Source organism: Janthinobacterium sp. 17J80-10, assembly GCF_004114795.1.
In the GTDB taxonomy this organism is placed as follows: domain Bacteria; phylum Pseudomonadota; class Gammaproteobacteria; order Burkholderiales; family Burkholderiaceae_D; genus Paucimonas.
In genome coordinates this window covers 2,081,161-2,099,688 of record NZ_CP035311.1, presented here as the reverse complement: position 1 = coordinate 2,099,688, position 18,528 = coordinate 2,081,161, and the positions used below count along the sequence as shown (strand labels likewise).

The 18,528-nt window shown below is 59.6% G+C and carries 13 protein-coding genes and 3 tRNA genes; 4 read left to right on the top strand and 12 right to left on the bottom strand.

Annotation, left to right across the window (positions count from 1 at the left end; genetic code table 11):
• Positions 1–21 precede the first annotated feature (21 nt).
• Positions 22–1,527 carry an NAD(P)H-hydrate dehydratase gene (locus EKL02_RS09620; RefSeq protein WP_128901841.1) on the top strand — a complete coding sequence of 502 codons (1,506 nt, stop codon included), beginning with the start codon at positions 22–24 and terminating at the stop codon, positions 1,525–1,527.
• Positions 1,528–1,545: 18 nt separating this feature from the next.
• Here EKL02_RS09620 and EKL02_RS09615 read toward each other — a convergent pair whose 3' ends face one another.
• Positions 1,546–2,229, bottom strand: a complete 684-nt coding sequence (locus EKL02_RS09615) for an ABC transporter ATP-binding protein (RefSeq protein ID WP_241687671.1) — start codon at positions 2,227–2,229, stop codon at positions 1,546–1,548.
• Between the two features lie 37 nt (positions 2,230–2,266).
• Between EKL02_RS09615 and EKL02_RS09610 the strand changes: the two genes are divergently transcribed.
• Both EKL02_RS09610 and mnmH read left to right on the top strand, forming a co-directional pair.
• Positions 2,267–2,881, top strand: a complete 615-nt coding sequence (locus EKL02_RS09610; RefSeq protein WP_241687860.1) for an arylesterase — start codon at positions 2,267–2,269, stop codon at positions 2,879–2,881.
• 11 nt (positions 2,882–2,892) lie between these two features.
• Complete coding sequence (gene mnmH / locus EKL02_RS09605; protein ID WP_128901838.1) at positions 2,893–3,963, top strand: tRNA 2-selenouridine(34) synthase MnmH; 1,071 nt, start codon at positions 2,893–2,895, stop codon at positions 3,961–3,963.
• Positions 3,964–4,044: 81 nt separating this feature from the next.
• Here mnmH and EKL02_RS09600 read toward each other — a convergent pair whose 3' ends face one another.
• From EKL02_RS09600 to EKL02_RS09550, 11 genes are all read right to left on the bottom strand, one after another.
• Positions 4,045–5,961 (bottom strand): SurA N-terminal domain-containing protein, encoded by a 1,917-nt coding sequence (locus EKL02_RS09600; RefSeq protein ID WP_128901837.1) that lies wholly within the window; start codon positions 5,959–5,961, stop codon positions 4,045–4,047.
• Positions 5,962–6,059: 98 nt separating this feature from the next.
• Positions 6,060–6,136: transfer RNA gene (locus EKL02_RS09595), tRNA-Asp, on the bottom strand.
• Between the two features lie 29 nt (positions 6,137–6,165).
• Positions 6,166–6,241 (bottom strand) — tRNA-Val (locus tag EKL02_RS09590).
• Between the two features lie 133 nt (positions 6,242–6,374).
• Positions 6,375–6,647: an HU family DNA-binding protein gene (locus EKL02_RS09585; RefSeq protein WP_128901836.1), complete on the bottom strand. Its 273-nt coding sequence runs from the start codon at positions 6,645–6,647 to the stop codon at positions 6,375–6,377.
• A gap of 246 nt (positions 6,648–6,893) precedes the next feature.
• Positions 6,894–9,302: an endopeptidase La gene (gene lon / locus EKL02_RS09580; RefSeq protein ID WP_128901835.1), complete on the bottom strand. Its 2,409-nt coding sequence runs from the start codon at positions 9,300–9,302 to the stop codon at positions 6,894–6,896.
• A gap of 243 nt (positions 9,303–9,545) precedes the next feature.
• Positions 9,546–10,811, bottom strand: coding sequence for an ATP-dependent Clp protease ATP-binding subunit ClpX (gene clpX, locus EKL02_RS09575; RefSeq protein ID WP_128901834.1), 1,266 nt, complete (start codon positions 10,809–10,811; stop codon positions 9,546–9,548).
• A gap of 166 nt (positions 10,812–10,977) precedes the next feature.
• Positions 10,978–11,604, bottom strand: a complete 627-nt coding sequence (gene clpP, locus EKL02_RS09570) for an ATP-dependent Clp endopeptidase proteolytic subunit ClpP (RefSeq protein WP_128901833.1) — start codon at positions 11,602–11,604, stop codon at positions 10,978–10,980.
• A 34-nt stretch (positions 11,605–11,638) separates the two neighbouring features.
• Positions 11,639–12,988: a trigger factor gene (tig, locus tag EKL02_RS09565; RefSeq protein ID WP_128901832.1), complete on the bottom strand. Its 1,350-nt coding sequence runs from the start codon at positions 12,986–12,988 to the stop codon at positions 11,639–11,641.
• Between the two features lie 30 nt (positions 12,989–13,018).
• A tRNA-Leu gene (locus tag EKL02_RS09560) sits at positions 13,019–13,105 on the bottom strand.
• 132 nt (positions 13,106–13,237) lie between these two features.
• Positions 13,238–16,348 (bottom strand): efflux RND transporter permease subunit, encoded by a 3,111-nt coding sequence (locus EKL02_RS09555; protein WP_128901831.1) that lies wholly within the window; start codon positions 16,346–16,348, stop codon positions 13,238–13,240.
• On the bottom strand, positions 16,345–17,499 hold the full coding sequence (locus EKL02_RS09550; RefSeq protein WP_128903453.1) for an efflux RND transporter periplasmic adaptor subunit: 1,155 nt from the start codon (positions 17,497–17,499) through the stop codon (positions 16,345–16,347). The genes EKL02_RS09555 and EKL02_RS09550 overlap by 4 nt, the downstream gene beginning before the upstream one ends.
• Before the next feature lie 182 nt (positions 17,500–17,681).
• On the opposite strand from EKL02_RS09550, the gene hpnC reads away from it, so the two are divergent.
• The gene (hpnC, locus tag EKL02_RS09545; protein ID WP_128901830.1) at positions 17,682–18,500 is read left to right on the top strand and encodes a squalene synthase HpnC; all 819 of its coding nucleotides are present in this window, start codon (positions 17,682–17,684) and stop codon (positions 18,498–18,500) included.
• Positions 18,501–18,528: the final 28 nt, after the last annotated feature.

Sequence of the window (18,528 nt, the reverse complement as noted above, 5' to 3'; positions counted from 1 at the left end):
TTTTACTTGTCAGCCGGCGCCATGAACGAGCTCTATACCGTCACGGAAATCCGCCAAATCGAACAGGCAGCGCTGGCCGCGCTGCCGACCGGCACGCTCATGCAGCGCGCCGGCGCCGCTGCCGCGCAACTGGCGCTGGAATTGCCGGGCACCGTCGCCGCACAGCGCATACTGGTCCTGGCCGGCCCCGGCAACAATGGCGGCGATGCGCTTGACGTTGCTGCCCGCCTGGCGCACGGCGGCATCGACGTGAGCGTCGCACTCTTTGCCGTTGCCGGTACCCGGCCGCAGGATGCCCGCGACGCGCTGTCGCGCGCGCAATCGAGCCAGGCAACGTTTATTGAACCGGCCGAGCCTGCTGCCATGGCGGTACTGCAGGCATCCCACTGGGACCTGGTCATCGATGGCCTGCTCGGCATCGGCCTGGCCCGACCGATTGGCGGCGTCATGCGTGCCATGGTCGAATTCGTCAATGCCCTCGACTGTCCGGTGCTGGCGCTGGACGTGCCCAGCGGCCTAGACGCGGATACCGGCGATATCGTCGGCCCTGGCGGCATTGCCGTGCGCGCAAGCCATACCATCACCTTCATCGCCGACAAGCCGGGGCTGCACACCTGCCATGGCCGCGACCATGCCGGCAGGGTCAGCGTCGCGCCGCTCGATATCGATGCGACCCTGTTTCCAGCCGCGCAGGCGCACCTGAACGGGCCCGCAATGTTTGCCTGCGCGCTGCAGCCGCGTCCGCACAATTCCCACAAGGGCAGCTTCGGCGACGTTGCCGTGCTGGGCGGCGCCCACGGCATGCAAGGCGCCCCGCTGCTGGCGGCGCGCGCCGCCCTGTACGGCGGCGCCGGACGGATCTTTGCCTGCTTCATCGACGAAGCGCCCGGATTTGACCCGGTGCAGCCGGAGCTGATGTGCCGCCACGCCGGCGACTTTGATTTTGCCCACGCCACCGTGGTCGCCGGACCCGGTGCGGGAGGCGGCCGGCGCGCAGCCGAATTGCTGGCAGGCGTCATTGCACTCGCTGCGCCCGTGGTGCTGGATGCGGACGGCCTCAACCTGGTCGCCGCCGATGCCGCCCTGCAGCAGCGCCTGGCCGCACGCGCCGGCCCGGCCTTATTGACGCCGCATCCGCTGGAGGCGGCGCGCCTGCTGGCGGTCTCGGTGGGCGTAGTGCAGGCCGACCGGCTGGCTGCCGCACGCCAGCTGGCAGCGCGTTTTCAGGCCGTGGTGGTGTTAAAAGGTTCCGGCAGCGTGATTGCCCGACCGGATGGCATGGCGGCGATCAACCCGAATGGCAACCCGGCGCTCGCCACCGCCGGCACAGGCGACGTGCTCGCCGGGCTCTGCGGCGCACTGCTGGCGCAGGGCATGCCGGCATGGGAAGCAGCGCTGGCGGCGGTCTGGCTGCATGGCCATGCAGCCGACCGGCTCGTTGAGGCAGGCATCGGTCCGATTGGACTGACCGCTGGCGAACTCATCCCGGCAATCCGTGCCGCCCGCAATACCTTCACGGATTGTTGAGCCAGCGGCTACCGCGATTCAAGCCAGCCGGCCTGCCGCAATCGTGATGGTACGGGAGCAGCGCGCCGCGATCGAGGGATCATGGGTTACCAGGACCAGGGTCGAACCGCGCTCCTGGTTCAGTTCGAACATGAGACGGATCACAGCGTCGCCGGTGGCGGCATCGAGACTCCCGGTCGGCTCATCCGCCAGCAGCAGCGGCGGCTCGGTCACGAAGGCACGCGCCAGCGCCACGCGCTGCTGTTCACCGCCGGACAGGTATTTTGGATAATGCTTCAGACGGCTGGCCAGGCCGACCCGCTCCAGCATGGCCTCCGCCCTGGGGCGCGCGTCACGGTCGCCGCGCAGCTCCAGCGGCAGCATGACATTCTCAAGCGCGTTCATGTGCCCGACCAGCTGGAAGGACTGGAATACGAAGCCGAGCTTGTCCTTGCGCAAGTGCGCGCGGCCATCCTCGTCGAGGGCAAAAATATCGGTGCCATCGATTTTCACGCTGCCTGACGTCGGCGTATCCAGCCCCGCCAGCAAACCCAGCAGGGTGGACTTGCCCGATCCGGAAGCGCCGACGATGGCCAGCGTGGCCCCGGCTTGCACGGTAAAATGGATATCATCAAGTATCGTCAGTTCACCTGTCGCATCTGCCACGCGTTTGCACAAGTGGCTTACCTCGATGGCATACTGCAAATTGGAAGGTTCAGTCATGCGCTTTGATTTTTGTCCATGGGCGCCGCGCTTGCTAATGCGGCGTGGGCTGCTTGCCCTGATGTTATTGGCGTTGGCGCTATTTGCGTCGAGCGCCTATTCTGCATCAAAAACCGTCGTCGTGCTCGGCGACAGCCTGTCTGCCGAGTACGGCCTCGCGCGCGGCAGCGGGTGGGTCAGCCTGCTGCAAAACCGCCTGCACGCCGAGAAACGCAATGCCACCGTCGTCAACGCCAGCATCAGCGGCGACACCACCAGCGGCGGCGCCAGCCGCTTGCCGGCCCTGCTAAAAAAACACCGGCCGGATATCCTCATCATCGAACTGGGCGGCAACGACGGCTTGCGCGGCCTGTCTCTGGCTGCCACGGAATCCAATCTGCGCACCATGATCAAGGCAGGCCAGGATGCCGGCGCCAAAGTACTGTTGCTCGGCATGCGCCTGCCGCCAAACTATGGCGCGACCTATACCGAAAATTTTTACGCACTGTACGGCAAGCTGGCGCGGGAAAGCCGGACGGCACTGGTGCCGTTCTTGCTGGCTGGGGTAGCCGATCGCGCGGAGCTGTTCCAGCCCGACCGCATCCATCCGGCGGCTGCGGCGCATCCCGTCATGCTGGACAATGTCTGGCCAGTCCTGAAACCTCTCCTGTAAAAATCAAGCACATGAAATACCCCGCCCTGCTGACGTTTGACGCAGTGCTGCCGCTGCTGGAAGAATTCGACACCATCATCGATGCCCGCAGCGAAGCCGAGTATGCCGAAGACCACATTCCCGGCGCCATCAATTGCCCGGTCCTGGACAATGACGAGCGCATTCGCGTCGGCACCCTGTACAAGCAAGTCGGCGCCTTCGAAGCCAAGAAAGTCGGCGCCGCGCTGGTGGCGCGCAATATCGCCACGCATATCAATGCGCTGTTTGCCGACAAGCCTCGTGAATGGAAACCCCTGGTGTACTGCTGGCGGGGCGGCAACCGCAGCGGCTCGATGGCGCACATCCTGGCCAAGATCGGCTGGCCTGTGATGCAACTCGATGGCGGCTACAAGGAATACCGGCGGCACGTCAATGCCGCGCTGGCGGAACTGCCGTCGCACTTTTCCTACCGCGTGATCGGCGGCCCGACCGGCAGCGGCAAGAGCGAACTGCTGCGTACGCTGGCGCAGCAAGGCGCGCAGGTGCTCGACCTCGAACAGCTCGCTTCGCATCGCGGTTCCGTGCTGGGCAATATTCCTGCAGAGCCGCAGCCCAGCCAGAAAGCATTCGAAAGCAGCATCTGGCAAGCCTTGCGGCGCTTCGACCCGGCACTGCCTGTCTTTGTCGAGTCCGAGAGCAAGAAAGTCGGTAACCTGCGCGTACCCGATGCATTGATGGAAAAAATGCGCAGCTCGCCCTGCATCGCCCTGAGCTTGTCAGTCGCCGACCGCGTGGCACTGCTGATGCGCGAATACGCCCACTTCGTCGCTGACCCTTCCATGTTGAACCGCCAGCTCGATTGCCTGCTGCCCTTGCATGGCAGGGAAAAGGTGGGTCGCTGGCAGGCAATGGCGCAAAGCGGCACAATGCCGCTGCTGGTGGGAGAGTTGCTCGCCCAGCACTACGATCCAGCCTATCTGCGCTCGATTGGCAAAAACTTTGCCCTCTTTCCAAATGCCCGGAAGCTGGCGCTCAGCGACATCTCAGTCCGGAGTTTCCAGGTCGCCGCGCAACAATTGCTTGCCAGCGCCGCACTCGATTGAGGTGACCCTGCCAGCAATAAATTTCGTCCCGCCATAAAAAAACCGCTCGACAAGAGCGGTTTTTCATTTGAAGCGACGCGCTTACTGTTCGGCAGGCGCCTTGGCTTGATCCACCGGCTTCAGCAGCTTCACCTTGGCTTTCTGTTTCAGTGCCTCGACATAGGCGGCAGCTTCCTGCTGCGCCACGATGCCGGCAATTTGCTGCTCTTCCGCCTGGCGGCGTGCCGCATCGGCAGCAGCAGGTTGCGTCACCTTGGTGATGCGGTACACGGCATAGCCCTGCTGCGGCACTTCCACGCCAGCGTAGGCGGGCAGCTTGGTGACATCGGCCTTCATCACGGCTTCCAGCGCGACACCCTCGATGCCTTCACGCTTGCTGCGCGAAACCACCTGGGCCGCGCCAAAGACGGCGCCATCGTCCTTGGCTTTCAGTGCAGCCAGTTTGGCTTCGCCAGTCTGGCGCGCCAGCTTGGCCGCTTCTTCCTGGATAACGCGCTCGCGGATGCCGGCCTTGACTTCTTCCAGCGGGCGCTTCGAGGCCGGCTTGTGCTCGACCACGCGGCCGGCAATCAAGGTATTCGGCGCAACTTCCACCGCCTCGGTATTGCGCTTGTTCTTGACCACGTCGTCGGAAAACAGCACGGCCAGGAATTTCTGGTTGTTGAAAGGCACATTCGGCGCGGCTGCCGGGTTGGGCTGGCGCGTCAGATTCGCGGCAGTTTCGATCTTCAGCTTGAGCTTGTCGGCAACCGGCTTGAGACTGTCGGCCTGCTCGTACACGGTATCGGTGAACACTTCCGCTAGCTCGGCATATTTTTTGGCAAACTGCTGCTTCTTGATATCGGCAGCGATCTCGGCCTTGACTTCATCCAGCGGCTTCACCGACCCCGGCTTGATGCCAGTCAGCTGAATGATGTGGAAGCCGAAATCGGTTTGCACCAGGCCGCTGATCTCGCCTTGCTTCAGCTTGTTGGCAGCTTCCTCGAACGGCTTGACCATTGCACCGGGGCCAAAAAAGCCCAGGTCGCCGCCCTTTTCGCCCGAACCCGGGTCGTCGGAATTTTCCTTGGCCAGTTTGGCAAAATCCCCCGGCGTCTGGCGCAGTTGCGCAAGCAGCTTCTCTGCCTTGGCGCGCGCTGCCTCCTTGTCCGCGCCATCCTTCTTCATGCCGACCAGGATATGGCTGGCACGGCGCTGCTCCTGCACAGAATAACGCTGCTTGTTCTGCTCGTAGTAAGCCTTGACATCATCGTCGGAAACCTGGATCCGCGCTTCGATCGTAGCCGCATTCAACACGACATACTCGATCGTGGCCTGTTCCGGAATGGCGAACTGGGCAACGTTCTTGGTGTAAAAGTCTTGCAGCTGCTGGTCGCTCACCTTCACCTGGGAAACGTAATCGCCAGCCTTGAACAGCAAGAGCTGCACTTCGCGTTGCTGCTGACTGAAATCGGAAATGCGGGCAGCAACAGACTTTGGCACGAAGGCAGTGCTCTGCACGGCGGCATTTACCTGCTGCACGGCGAGGTCGCGCCGCAAGCTGGTTTCAAACATCACTGGCGTCATCCCCTGCATTGCCAGCAGCGATTTGTAGCGGTCATGGTCGAACTTGCCGTCAGCTGCGGTCAGGCCTTCCATGCCAAGGATCGCTTGCTGCAAGGCCTGGTCGGAGGCGAGCAGGTTGTTGCGCGCAGCCTCGGCGGCCAGCGCGCGCTGGGCGATCAGGCCGTCGAGAATCGTTTTGCGCTGCTGCGGCGTATCGAACAACTTGGGATCGAATTGCCCGCCCAGCATCTGGCGGTACTGCTCCGTCTGCCGGCGCTGCGCCTCATCGAATTCAGCCTGGGTAATCGACTGGCCGGCGACTTTCGCAACGGCATTGTCACCTTGCTGGAAACGCGTATAGCTTTCCAGGCCAAAAAAAGCAAAGGAAGGAAAAATGAACAACAGCAGGATGAACTGCATCAGCCGTTGGTGGGTGCGGACGAAATCAAACATGTTCAACCTATCCAGTACAGATTACGACGCCTAAACGTAAATTGCGTATCGCGTTTCGCATAAGAAAAAAGGCGAACTTGCGTTCGCCTTTTTAGTGTTGGCGGAGCGGACGGGACTCGAACCCGCGACCCCCGGCGTGACAGGCCGGTATTCTAACCAACTGAACTACCGCTCCAATTTACTGCATCGTTGTTTGACCGCGTCTGGTGGGTGCTGAGAGGCTCGAACTCCCGACCTACGCCTTGTAAGGGCGCCGCTCTACCAACTGAGCTAAGCACCCGATACACTGCCTAACCAGTCAAACTACAGCGTTTATCACCACGCTGCGAAGAACAACATTATATACAAAATTCCGAATCCTGCCACTGGTAAATTTCGTTTTTTTGCGTTTTTTACCAGTGATGAGAAGCCAATTAGTTGACGGCGTCTTTCAGGCCTTTGCCCGGCTTAAACTTCGGCACCTTGGCTGCCTTGATCTTGATCGCCGCGCCAGTTTGCGGATTGCGGCCGGTGCGCGCAGCGCGCTTGCCTACCGAGAAAGTACCAAAGCCCACCAGGGTCACAGTACCGTTCTTTTTCAACGTGATCTTGACTGCATCGACCAGCGCATCCAGCGCACGACCTGCATCGGCCTTGGACAGATCGGCAGATTCGGCAATGTGATCGATTAATTCGGATTTATTCACTTACGCCCCCTGAGTAGATTAATTGCCGCAACCATGTGTGCCCTTGATTGATGGACCCACACTTGCTGCGGAGTACGAAAAACCGGAAGCACGTATTAAACAAGTCGCCACGAATTGTGTCAAGGGATTTACATTCCGATCACGAGCTACAACGTTTCATTTTCAACGTGCGCACAAAAAAAGCGCTCCGAAGAGCGCTTTTTTTTGTGCAGCGATTTGAGCGCTGCATTTCAGGTACGCACAGATTCAATGCGTGACCACGGTCGAGTCAGTCGCCTCGGCACCCTTGGCAGCCGCCGCGACCGCAGGCTCTTCGTCAGGCAACGGCACTGGCTGACGTTCCAGGGCAATCTCCAGCACCTTGTCGATCCAGCGCACCGGCACGATTTCCAGCTTGTTCTTGACGTTGTCAGGAATGTCGGCAAGGTCCTTGACGTTCTGCTCCGGAATCAGTGCGGTCTTGATGCCGCCGCGATGCGCCGCCAGCAGTTTCTCCTTCAGGCCACCGATCGGCAAAACTTCACCGCGCAGCGTGATCTCGCCCGTCATGGCCACGTCCGCGCGCACAGGGATGCCTGTGAACACCGATACCAGCGCCGTCGTCATGGCAATACCCGCAGACGGACCATCCTTGGGCGTTGCGCCTTCCGGCACGTGGATGTGGATATCGTTCTTGTCGAACACATCGTTCTTGATGCCGAGCGACTTGGCGCGGCTGCGCACCACGGTGCGCGCCGCCTCGATCGATTCCTTCATCACGTCGCCCAGGGTGCCGGTACGGATCACGCCGCCCTTGCCGGGCATGCTCATCGCCTCGATGGTCAGCAGTTCGCCGCCGACCTCGGTCCAGGCAAGACCCACCACCTGGCCGATCTGGTTTTCTTTTTCAGCCATGCCGAAATCGAAGCGGCGCACGCCGAGGAACTTGTCGAGATTTTTCGGCGTCACCGAGATCTTTTTCTCCTGCTTTTTCAGCAGCAGCATCTTCACGACCTTGCGGCAAATCTTTGAAACTTCGCGTTCCAGCGAACGCACGCCGGCCTCACGCGTGTAGTAACGGATGATGTCGCGGAGCGCGCCTTCGGACACGCTGATCTCTTCTTCCTTCAAGCCGTTGGTCTTGACCTGCTTGGGCAGCAGGTAGCGCTGGGCGATGTTGGTCTTCTCGTCTTCCGTGTAACCGGACAGGCGGATGACTTCCATGCGGTCCAGCAGGGCCGGCGGAATATTGAAGGAGTTCGACGTCGCCACGAACATCACGTCGGACAAGTCGAAATCGACTTCGATGTAATGGTCGGAAAAGGTATGGTTCTGTTCCGGGTCCAGCACTTCCAGCAATGCCGAAGACGGGTCGCCACGGAAGTCCATGCCCAGCTTGTCGATCTCGTCGAGCAGGAACAGCGGATTACGTACGCCGACCTTGGTCAGGCTCTGCAGGATCTTGCCCGGCATCGAACCAATGTAGGTGCGGCGATGGCCGCGAATCTCGGCTTCATCACGCACGCCGCCCAGCGCCATGCGCACATACTTGCGGTTGGTGGCACGCGCAATCGACTGGCCGAGCGATGTCTTGCCGACGCCCGGGGGGCCGACGAAGCACAGGATCGGCGCTTTCAGCTTATCGACACGCTGCTGCACGGCGAGATATTCGAGGATGCGTTCCTTGACCTTGTCCAGGCCATAGTGCTCGTCTTCCAGCACCTTCTCGGCATTGGCGAGATCGTTGTTGACCTTGGATTTCTTTTTCCACGGCAGGTTGATGAGCGTGTCGATATAGTTGCGCACGACGGTAGCTTCCGCCGACATCGGCGACATCATCTTCAGCTTCTTCAATTCGCTCGCGGCCTTGTCGCGGGCTTCCTTGGGCATCTTGGCCGCGATGATGCGCTTCTCGAGTTCTTCGAGGTCGGCGCCCTCCTCGCCTTCACCGAGTTCCTTCTGGATCGCCTTGACCTGCTCGTTCAGGTAATACTCGCGCTGCGACTTTTCCATCTGGCGCTTGACGCGGCCGCGGATGCGCTTTTCCACCTGCAGGATATCGAGTTCGCCTTCAAGCTGGCCGAGCAGGTGCTCGTAGCGCTTGGCGACATTGAAAATTTCGAGGATGACCTGTTTCTGCTCGAGCTTCAGCGGCAGATGCGCGGCAATGGTATCGGCCAGGCGGCCCGCATCGTCAATGCCGGCCAGCGAAGTCAGGATTTCCGGCGGAATCTTCTTGTTGAGTTTGACGTACTGGTCGAACTGCTGGACGATCGCGCGGCGCATCGCCTCGACTTCGGACTCGTCGCCGATCTCGGATTCGACCGGGGACAGCGTCGACATGAAATGGGTTTCCAGCTCGCGAATTTCATGGATGCGCGCACGCTGGGCGCCTTCAACCAGCACCTTGACGGTGCCATCAGGCAATTTCAGCATTTGCAGGATATTGGCGATACAGCCGATCTCGTAGATATCGTCGGCGGAAGGCTCATCCTTGGCGGCGGCTTTCTGGGCTGCCAGCATGATGCTCTTGCCCTGCTCCATCGCGGCTTCCAGGGCCTTGATCGACTTTGGACGGCCGACAAAGAGGGGAATCACCATGTGCGGGAATACGACCACGTCACGCAAAGGCAACAGCGGCAACTGGGTGTGTTCGGTTTGATTGGTTGTCGTCATGGCGAGCCTTATCAAGAATGTTTAATTGATGTTGGCACGATCGGGCAAAAGACAAGCCCCTGCGTCAATAATCATCACTTTAAATTGGGAAACACATCAATAAAAAAAGCCACACGAGAGCTTGCCCTCGAGTGGCTTTGCGATGGAAGCCTGAGTGATTGTTGTTTCAATAAATTGTACTGCTTTTGGGCAAAAAAGGTTTGAAAACCGTAAATTTTCAAGGTTTTTCCAACAGCAGCCTCATTATGCGCCCGACACTTTGGGTTGTTCATGGTAAATCAGTAATGGTTTGGCCCCGTTGGTAATGGTATTTTCATCCACGACCACCTTGGAGACATTCTGCTGATTGGGCAATTCATACATCACATCAAGCAAGGCATGTTCCAGGATGGAGCGCAAGCCACGTGCGCCGGTCTTGCGCGCCAGCGCTTTTTTAGCGATCGCATGCAGTGCGGCAGGACGGATCTCCAGTTCAGCGCCCTCCATTTCAAGCAATTTGGCATATTGCTTGATCAAGGCATTCTTTGGTTCAAGCAAGATCTGGATCAGCGCTTCCTCGTTCAATTCCTTCAGCGTTGCCACTACCGGCAAACGACCGACCAGTTCCGGGATCAGGCCAAACTTGACCAGGTCTTCCGGCTCGGTATCCATCAGCGTTTCGCTGGCATTGCGTTCGCTCTGGCTCTTGACCGAGGCGCCGAAACCGATGCCACTCTTTTCGGAGCGATTGGAAATGATCTTGGCGAGACCATCGAAAGCGCCACCGCAGATGAACATGATATTGGTGGTATCGATCTGCACGAAATCCTGGTTCGGGTGCTTGCGCCCGCCTTGCGGCGGCACCGATGCCATCGTGCCTTCGATGAGCTTCAGCAGCGCTTGCTGCACGCCCTCGCCGGAGACGTCTCGCGTGATCGAGGGATTGTCGGACTTGCGCGAAATCTTGTCGATCTCGTCGATGTAGACAATCCCCTTCTGCGCCTTCTCGACTTCGTAATTGCAGTTCTGCAAAAGCTTCTGGATGATGTTTTCCACATCCTCACCGACGTAGCCGGCTTCCGTCAGCGTTGTCGCATCCGCGATCACGAAGGGCACATTGAGCATGCGCGCAAGAGTCTGCGCCAGCAGCGTCTTGCCAGATCCGGTTGGACCGACCAGCAAGATGTTGCTCTTCGCCAATTCCACATCGTCTTTTTTGCCGAGATGCTTCAAGCGTTTGTAATGGTTATACACCGCCACCGAAAGGATGCGCTTGGCCGCTTCCTGGCCGATCACGTACTGATCGAGCATCTCGCAGATTTCCTGGGGCGTAGGCAAGTCCGAACGATGCTCGCCCACCGCTTCGACGCTGGCAGCCTCGTCACGGATGATGTCGTTGCACAGGTCGATACACTCGTCGCAAATGAAGACCGAAGGTCCCGCGATCAGTTTTTTCACCTCGTGTTGGCTCTTGCCGCAGAACGAGCAATACAGGAGTTTCTCGCCACTGGAGGATTTTTTGTCAGACATAAGGCTAAGTAGGTAGCAATGGTGGATCGATATTACCCGTGAATTCAAAATCCGTCACGAGACAGCGCAAAAAAACCGCCTGCGAGAGGCTTTTTGGCATAGTAAAACAAAAACGCCCGGACTGTGTTTGGGCCGGGCGTTGTTGAAAAGCACGAACGATACCGCATCAAGCCCGGCTGGTGAGTACCTTGTCAATCATGCCGTAGTCCACCGCCTGGTCTGCCGACATGAAATTATCACGCTCGGTATCCTTGCGGATTTGCTCGATGCTCTGGCCGGTTTGTTGCGACAGGATATGATTGAGACGATCCCGCAAATACAGGATTTCGCGCGCCTGGATTTCGATATCGGTGGCCTGGCCTTGAGCGCCGCCCAGCGGCTGATGGATCATGATGCGCGAGTTCGGCAGGGAAAAACGCTTGCCCTTGGCGCCTGCAGCCAGCAGGAAGGCGCCCATCGACGCCGCCAGGCCCGTGCACAGGGTCGACACGTCCGGCTTGATGAACTGCATGGTATCGAAGATCGCCATGCCGGCCGAGACCGAACCGCCCGGAGAATTGATGTACAAGGAAATATCCTTGTCCGGATTCTCGCTCTCCAGGAACAGCATCTGCGCCACGATCAGGTTGGCCATCTGGTCATTGACCGGGCCCACCATGAAAATCACGCGCTCCTTCAACAGGCGCGAGTAGATATCGTAGGCACGTTCGCCGCGCCCGCTTTGCTCGATCACCATCGGCACCATGCCCAGCATCTGGGGTTCGAGTGCGGAATTTCCATTCATGCGTGTCATCTAGCTTCCTTTATGGAGAGCGCGGTCCGCGTTATTACGCTTGCGCGTTGTTGCCCATCAGTTCGTCGAATGCAACGGCCTTGTCGCTGACCTTGGCCTTACCCAGTACATAGTTGACGACGTTTTCTTCCAAAACAAGGGCTTCGACTTCGGCCAGACGGCGGCGGTCGCTGAAGTAGTACTTCACCACTTGCTGCGGATCTTCATAACTCTGGGCGAAATCTTCGACTTGCGCCTTGACCTGTTCGGAAGTTGCTTGCAGGTTATTGGCCTTGACCAGTTCAGCCAGGATCAGGCCGAGGCGCACGCGGCGCTCGGCTTGCGGCTTGAACAGTTCTGGCGGGAAAGGCACGTTACCGACTTGCATGCCGCGCTGGGCCATGTCCTGGCGGGTCATTTCCGACAGGCGCTCGACTTCCTGGTCCAGCAGCGCGTTCGGCACTTCCAGTTCGGTGATCTTGATCAGCGCGTCCATCACGCTGTCCTTGGTCTTGGCCTTGGCGCGGCCACTGACTTCGCGCTCCAGGTTGGCCTTGATGTCGGCGCGCATCTTGCCCAGGTCGCCATCGGCCACCCCGAGCGACTTGGCAAATTCCGCATCGACTTCCGGCAGGTGCGCCCATTCCAGCTTTTTCAGGGTCACGGTGAATTCGGCAGTCTTGCCGGCGACATCCTTGCCGTGGTAATCCTCAGGGAAATTCAGCGGGAAGGTCTTGGCTTCGCCGACTTTCAGGCCAACGGTGGCGGCTTCGAATTCCGGCAGCATGCGGCCTTCGCCAAGCACGAACGGATAGTCTTCAGCCTTGCCGCCGGCAAATTCAACGCCGTCAATCTTGCCGACGAAATCGATGGTCACGCGGTCGCCATTCTGGGCCGACTGGTCCGCGCCGCCGTCGCCGTGCGCGCCCTGCTCACCCTTGACATGGTAATGGACGCGCTGCTTGCGCAGGATATCGATGGTCTTGTCGATTTCAGCTTCGCTGACTTCGGAAACCACTTTTTCGACTTCCGCCGCAGTCAGGTCGCTGAACTTGACTTCCGGATACACTTCAAAGGTTGCGTCGAAGGCGATCTGGCCATCCGGCACGCCTTCGCTGCCCTTTGGCTCGATACGCGGGAAACCGGCAACGCGCAGGTTATTGGCATTGGCAGCATCGTTGAAAGCGCGGCCGACCTTGTCGTTCAGGACTTCGGTTTCAACCTGGTAACCATACTGGGCTGCAACCATCTTCATGGGAACCTTGCCCGGGCGGAAGCCAGGGGCCTTGGCAGTACGTGCGCGCACCTTCAGGCGCTTTTCCACTTCCTGTTTGACGTCCTCGACGGGAACGGTCAGGGTGATGCGGCGTTCGAGTTTTTCCAGGGTTTCGACTGCAGTTGCCATGTGAATCGTCCAATAAATAAATTAATACTGTGGTGCGAGGAGGGGGACTCGAACCCCCACACCATTGCTGGCGTCAGGACCTAAACCTGGTGCGTCTACCAATTTCGCCATCCTCGCGCGATGTTCTTTCGCAAAGCCCAAAAACTAGGGGCGACCGTGAAGTTAACCCTGGTCGCCCCGTCGGAGCCTGCAACTATCGCCGCAGTCTCATAGCCTTTGTTAATGGCTCTTCAACTTCAACCCGCCATTCTACTGGATTTTTCCGGCGGTTGCCTGACTTTTGAGAGCCGGCTTTTTCACACGGAACCAGGCCGCATACAAGGCTGGCAAGAACAGCAGTGTTAGCCCGGTGGCAATGATCAGCCCCCCCATGATCGCCACCGCCATCGGCCCCCAGAATACCGAGCGCGACAAGGGAATCATCGCCAGCACGGCGGCGGCGGCCGTCAGGATGATGGGCCGGAAACGCCGCACCGCTGCTTCGACAATCGCCTCCCAGGGCGCGCTGCCGGCAGCAATGTCCTGCTCGATCTGGTCGATCAGGATGACCGAGTTGCGGATGATCATGCCGAACAGGGCGATCACCCCTAGCTGCGCGACAAAACCGAAGGGCCGTTGCAATGCCAGCAGCGCCATGGCTGCACCCGCCACGCCAAGCGGCCCGGTCAGGAACACCAGCAGCGACCGTGAAAAACTGTGCAATTGCAACATCAGCAGCGTAAAGATAATGAAGATAACCAGTGGCACATTGGCGGCAATGGAATCCTGCGCCTTGCCACTGTCGGCAGCGGCGCCGGCCAGCTCAATATGGTAGCCAGGTGGCAACTGCGCGCGCAGCCCCTCCAGCTTCGGATCAATCTGGCCAGATACCGTCGGCCCCTGGATACCATCCACCACGTCGGACTGGACCGTAATGGCCCATTCCCTGCCCTCGCGCCAGACCACGCCCGGCTCCCAGACAAAGCGCGGGCGCGCCAGCTGCGACAGCGGCACCGTCCTGCCGCTGCCGGTCTGCAGGTTGGCTTCATTGAAGGCGCTGATGGTGGCGCGCTCCTCAAAAGGCTGGCGGGCAACGATATCGATCAACCGGTCACCTTCGCGGAACTGGCCCACCGTACTGCCGGACAGGATGGTGTTGGCGGCACGCATGACCGTCTGCGAACTGATGCCAAGCGCGCGCATGCGGTCCTGGTCGAGATCCAGGCGCAGCACCTTGACTGATTCATTCCAGTTGTCATTGACACCGATGGCATTCGGGTTGGCGCGCATGACTTCCTTGACCTGGTCGGCGATGACGCGCACCTTGGCAACCTCGTCGCCAGTCACGCGGAATTGCACCGGGTACGGCACTGGCGGTCCGTTGGGCAAGAGCTTTACGCGTCCGCGCACTTCGGGGAAATCGCTTTTGAAAACATCTCCGAGTTTCAGGCGCAAGGCTTCACGCGCCTGCAGGTCTGCCGCCAGCACGACGAATTGCGTGACATTCGACTGCGGGAATATCTGGTCGAGCGGCAGGTAAAAGCGCGGGCTCCCCGTGCCGACATAACTGGTGACATTCTTGACGCCTTGCTGCCGCAACACGACCGCTTCAAATTTCTTCGCCTGGGCTTCGGTGGCCTGGAAGGAGGAGCCTTCCGGCAGCCACATCTCCACCAGCAACTCCGGCCGGCTCGAATCCGGGAAAAATTGCTGCTCGATGATGCGAAAGCCGAATACGCCCAGTGCAAACACGATCAGGGTCAGCGCAATGGTGGTCTTGCGCCATTCCACGCACCAGTTAACCAGGGCGCGAAAACGCGTATAGAAAGGCGTATCGAACAATTCATGGTGGCCAGCACCCGAAGGCTTTACCTTCAATAACACGTAGCCGATGTAGGGCGTAAACAGCACGGCCACGAACCAGGAAATGATCAAGGCCAGAGCGTTCACCGAAAACATCGAGAAGGTGTATTCCCCCGCCGCCGATTTGGCCATACCGATCGGCAAAAACCCGGCCGCGGTAATCAGTGTCCCGGTCAGCATCGGCATTGCTGTGGAGGTATACGCAAATGTCGCCGCATCGAAGCGCGACATGCCCTCTTCCATCTTGCGCACCATCATTTCTACCGCGATGATGGCGTCGTCGACCAGCAAGCCCAGGGCGATGATCAGCGCCCCCAGGGAAATCTTGTGCAAGTCGATGCGCAAAATACTCATGAACAGGAAGGTTACTGCCAGCACCAGCGGAATGGTCAGCGCCACGACCAGGCCTGGGCGCACGTCGATACGCCATGGCTTGGTATGCAGGCCGAGCGCAATGAAGCTGACGGCCAGCACGATCAGCACGGCTTCGGTCAGGACCTTGAGGAATTCGTTGACCGAAGAAGCGACGATTTCCGGCTGGTTGGAGACCCGCTCCAGTTCAATGCCGACCGGCAGCTTGGCCTGGATCTGCCCGACGGTGGATTCCAGGTTGCGCCCCAGCCGGATGATATCGCCGCCTTTTTCCATGGAGACGCCCAGGCCGATCACCTCCTTGCCATTGAAGCGCATCTTGTCTTGCGGCGGATCCTTGTACGTCCGCTTGATAACGGCGATATCGCCGAGGCGGAAAGTATTGCCATTGGCGCGCAATTCAAGGTTCTCAAGATCCTGTACCGTCGCCAGGGCACCGCTCACGCGCACCTGCAGGTTGTCCGATGGCGTGGCCAGCACGCCAGTGGCCTCGACGACGTTTTGCGCATTCAGTTGCGCCACGATGGCGTCGAACGGGATACCAAGCTGCGCAAACTTCTTGTGCGAAAACTCGATATTGATCTTTTCATCCTGCACGCCATACAGCTCGACCTTGGCCACCGCGGGCACCTTGAGCAATTGCTGGCGCACGAAGTCAGCATACTCCTTCACTTCCGCATATGAAAAGCCGTCGCCGGAGAGCGCAAAGATGCTGCCGAAGGTGTCGCCGAATTCATCATTGAAGAAAGGCCCGGACACGCCGGCGGGCAAGGTGCCGCGAATATCGCCGATCTTCTTGCGCACCTGGTACCAAGCCGCCGAGGTTTCCTTGGGTGGCGTGGATTCGCGCAGCTGCAGGATGATCAGGGTCTCGCCCGGCTTGGAGTAGCTGCGGATCTTGTCGATGTAGGGCGTTTCCTGGAGCTTCTTTTCGAGCTTGTCAGTGACTTGCTCGGCTACCTGCAAGGCGCTGGCGCCCGGCCAGTAAGCCCGCACCACCATGGCCCGGAAAGTGAATGGCGGATCCTCGTCCTGGCCCAGCTGGCTGTAGCCCAGCACGCCCCCCAGCAAGAGCACGACGATCAGATACCGTGTCAGCGGTATGTGCTCCAGCGCCCAGCGCGACAAATTGAATCCGCCTTTCATTTGGCTGCCTCGGTTGCTTTGCCGGACGTGGCGGCAACCGCACTGCTACCCGCCTGTGACTGTTCGTCCAGAATCCTGACTTTCTGGCCGGCGCGCAAAAAATTCACGCCAGCAGTCACAACCGTCTGGCCTGGCGCAAGGCCGGCGGCGATCAGGACATCGTTGCCGGCCGGACCGGCGAGCCGAACCGGGACAAGTTTCACAGCATTATTCTCCACCACCCATACTGCGCTTTCGGACTTGTTCTGGAATACTGCGGTCAGCGGTACCTTCAGCATCGGATGCGGGCTGGCTGCGGCGAAGCTGACATAGGCAGTCATCCCCAGCTTGATATCCGCCGAAGGCCCGGCAAGCGAGATCCTGGCAGTGAACGTACGCGTCGCAGGATCGGCCATCGGCGCCACCTCGCGGATCTTGCCGGCAAATACCTCGTCCGGCTTCGCCCATACCCGCACCTGGACATCGGTGACACGGCGCAGGGCATCAACCTTATCTTCAGGAATGCCAATCACAATTTCCTTTTCGCCGAGCTGGGCCAGGCGCAATACCGGGTTGCCGGCAGCGACCACTTGCCCGACTTCCGCCTCGATGGCGGTGACCACGCCATCCGCATCGGCCACCAGGCTGGCATAGCCTGCCTGGTTCGACTGGTTGCGAAAAGCTGCCTGGGCTTGTTCGAAACTTGCCCGGGCTGCCTGGTAAGTGGTGCTCTTGCTATCGAGTACGGCCTGGCTGACGAAATTCTTGTCCCGCAATTCCTGGTAGCGGAGCAGTTCCGCCCTGGCCAGTTGCTGGTTGCTTTCGGCCGCTTTCAAGGCGGCCTGTGCCTGGGTCTGGGCCAGTTGCAAATCCTGGGGGTCAAGCTGCATCAGCACCTGGCCACGCCGCACGCTGGCGCCAACATCCACCTTGCGGGCGACGATCTTGCCACCGACGCGAAAGCCCAGGCGCGACTCGATACGCGGCCGGACTTCTCCCGGGAACTCGGCGACCGCCGTGACCTGGCCAGCAGCCAGCTTCAGCACCCTTACCGGGCGAATATCCTCGGCTTTCGGTACCGGCTTCGAGCAGGCGCCGAGCAGCACCGTCAGGACGATGCCAATGAATGCAAGCCTGCTGCGGCTCGCGCTGACGGTGCGGGGATTTATCATGTGGGACACGATTTTTCCTTTAGTATGCGGCATGGAAATGTTGCAAGAACTCAAAACTTCGTTATTCCGTATGCAATATTCGGTGGGGTACACACGGCACATTTAATTACTGACTTGTCAGTTATTAATTATATGTCCAGCCACTTCGTTTGCATATGACTTTTTAGTCAGTTAAAAAAATAATGTCAGTCAATCATTACGAAAATTTTCCGGTCGCCTCGATTTTATTGCCAAAACGACTAAGACCTGCTGTCGCGGCAATCTATGCCTTTGCGCGCAGCGCCGACGACCTGGCCGATGAGGGCGACCTGCAGCCGCAGGAGCGCCTTGCAGCCCTCGCCGCATATGCCCGCCAACTGGACCACATCGATCATGGCACGCCTGTGGAGGACCCGATGTTTGCTGCGCTGGCGCGCGTCGCGGCGGAATACGCCCTGCCCGTGCAACCCTTGCGCGACTTGCTGTCGGCCTTCAGCCAGGATGTGGTGACGCCGCGCTATGCCGATTTCACCACGTTGCTGGATTATTGCCGCCGTTCCGCCAACCCGGTGGGCCTGCTGATGCTGCACCTGTACGGTGCCACAGATAGTCGGAATGTGACGCAGTCGGATGCCATCTGCAGCGCCCTGCAATTAATCAATTTCTGGCAAGACGTGGCGATCGATTGGGACAAAAACCGCATCTATCTGCCGCAGGAAGACATGCAGCGCTTCGGCGTCACGGAAAGTGACATTGCTGCCCAGCGCGACACTGCGGCATGGCGGCAACTGATGGCGTTCGAGGTACAGCGTGCGCGCGCCCTCATGCTATCCGGCGCGCCGCTGGCCCTGCGGCTGCCAGGGCGCATCGGCTGGGAATTGCGCATGGTGGTCCAGGGTGGCTTGCGCATCCTGGAACGGATCGAGGCAGCCGATTACGACGTATACCGACACCGGCCGAAACTGGGCAAGGCGGACTGGCTGGTGCTGGCATGGCGCAGCCTGTGGATGCGCGAGCATTGAAAAGCGCGGCAAGATGTGGGGCAATGCC

Excerpts from the sequence above, each read along its gene's own strand:
- EKL02_RS09550 (WP_128903453.1), bottom strand. The coding sequence starts at position 17,499 with ATGATAAATCCCCGCACCGTCAGCGCGAGCCGCAGCAGGCTTGCATTC.
- EKL02_RS09555 (WP_128901831.1), bottom strand. The coding sequence starts at position 16,348 with ATGAAAGGCGGATTCAATTTGTCGCGCTGGGCGCTGGAGCACATACCG.
- mnmH (WP_128901838.1), top strand. The coding sequence starts at position 2,893 with ATGAAATACCCCGCCCTGCTGACGTTTGACGCAGTGCTGCCGCTGCTG.
- clpP (WP_128901833.1), bottom strand. The coding sequence starts at position 11,604 with ATGACACGCATGAATGGAAATTCCGCACTCGAACCCCAGATGCTGGGC.
- lon (WP_128901835.1), bottom strand. The coding sequence starts at position 9,302 with ATGACGACAACCAATCAAACCGAACACACCCAGTTGCCGCTGTTGCCT.
- EKL02_RS09620 (WP_128901841.1), top strand. The coding sequence starts at position 22 with ATGAACGAGCTCTATACCGTCACGGAAATCCGCCAAATCGAACAGGCA.
- hpnC (WP_128901830.1), top strand. The coding sequence starts at position 17,682 with ATGTCAGTCAATCATTACGAAAATTTTCCGGTCGCCTCGATTTTATTG.
- tig (WP_128901832.1), bottom strand. The coding sequence starts at position 12,988 with ATGGCAACTGCAGTCGAAACCCTGGAAAAACTCGAACGCCGCATCACC.
- EKL02_RS09615 (WP_241687671.1), bottom strand. The coding sequence starts at position 2,229 with ATGACTGAACCTTCCAATTTGCAGTATGCCATCGAGGTAAGCCACTTG.
- EKL02_RS09600 (WP_128901837.1), bottom strand. The coding sequence starts at position 5,961 with ATGTTTGATTTCGTCCGCACCCACCAACGGCTGATGCAGTTCATCCTG.
- clpX (WP_128901834.1), bottom strand. The coding sequence starts at position 10,811 with ATGTCTGACAAAAAATCCTCCAGTGGCGAGAAACTCCTGTATTGCTCG.
- EKL02_RS09610 (WP_241687860.1), top strand. The coding sequence starts at position 2,267 with ATGCGGCGTGGGCTGCTTGCCCTGATGTTATTGGCGTTGGCGCTATTT.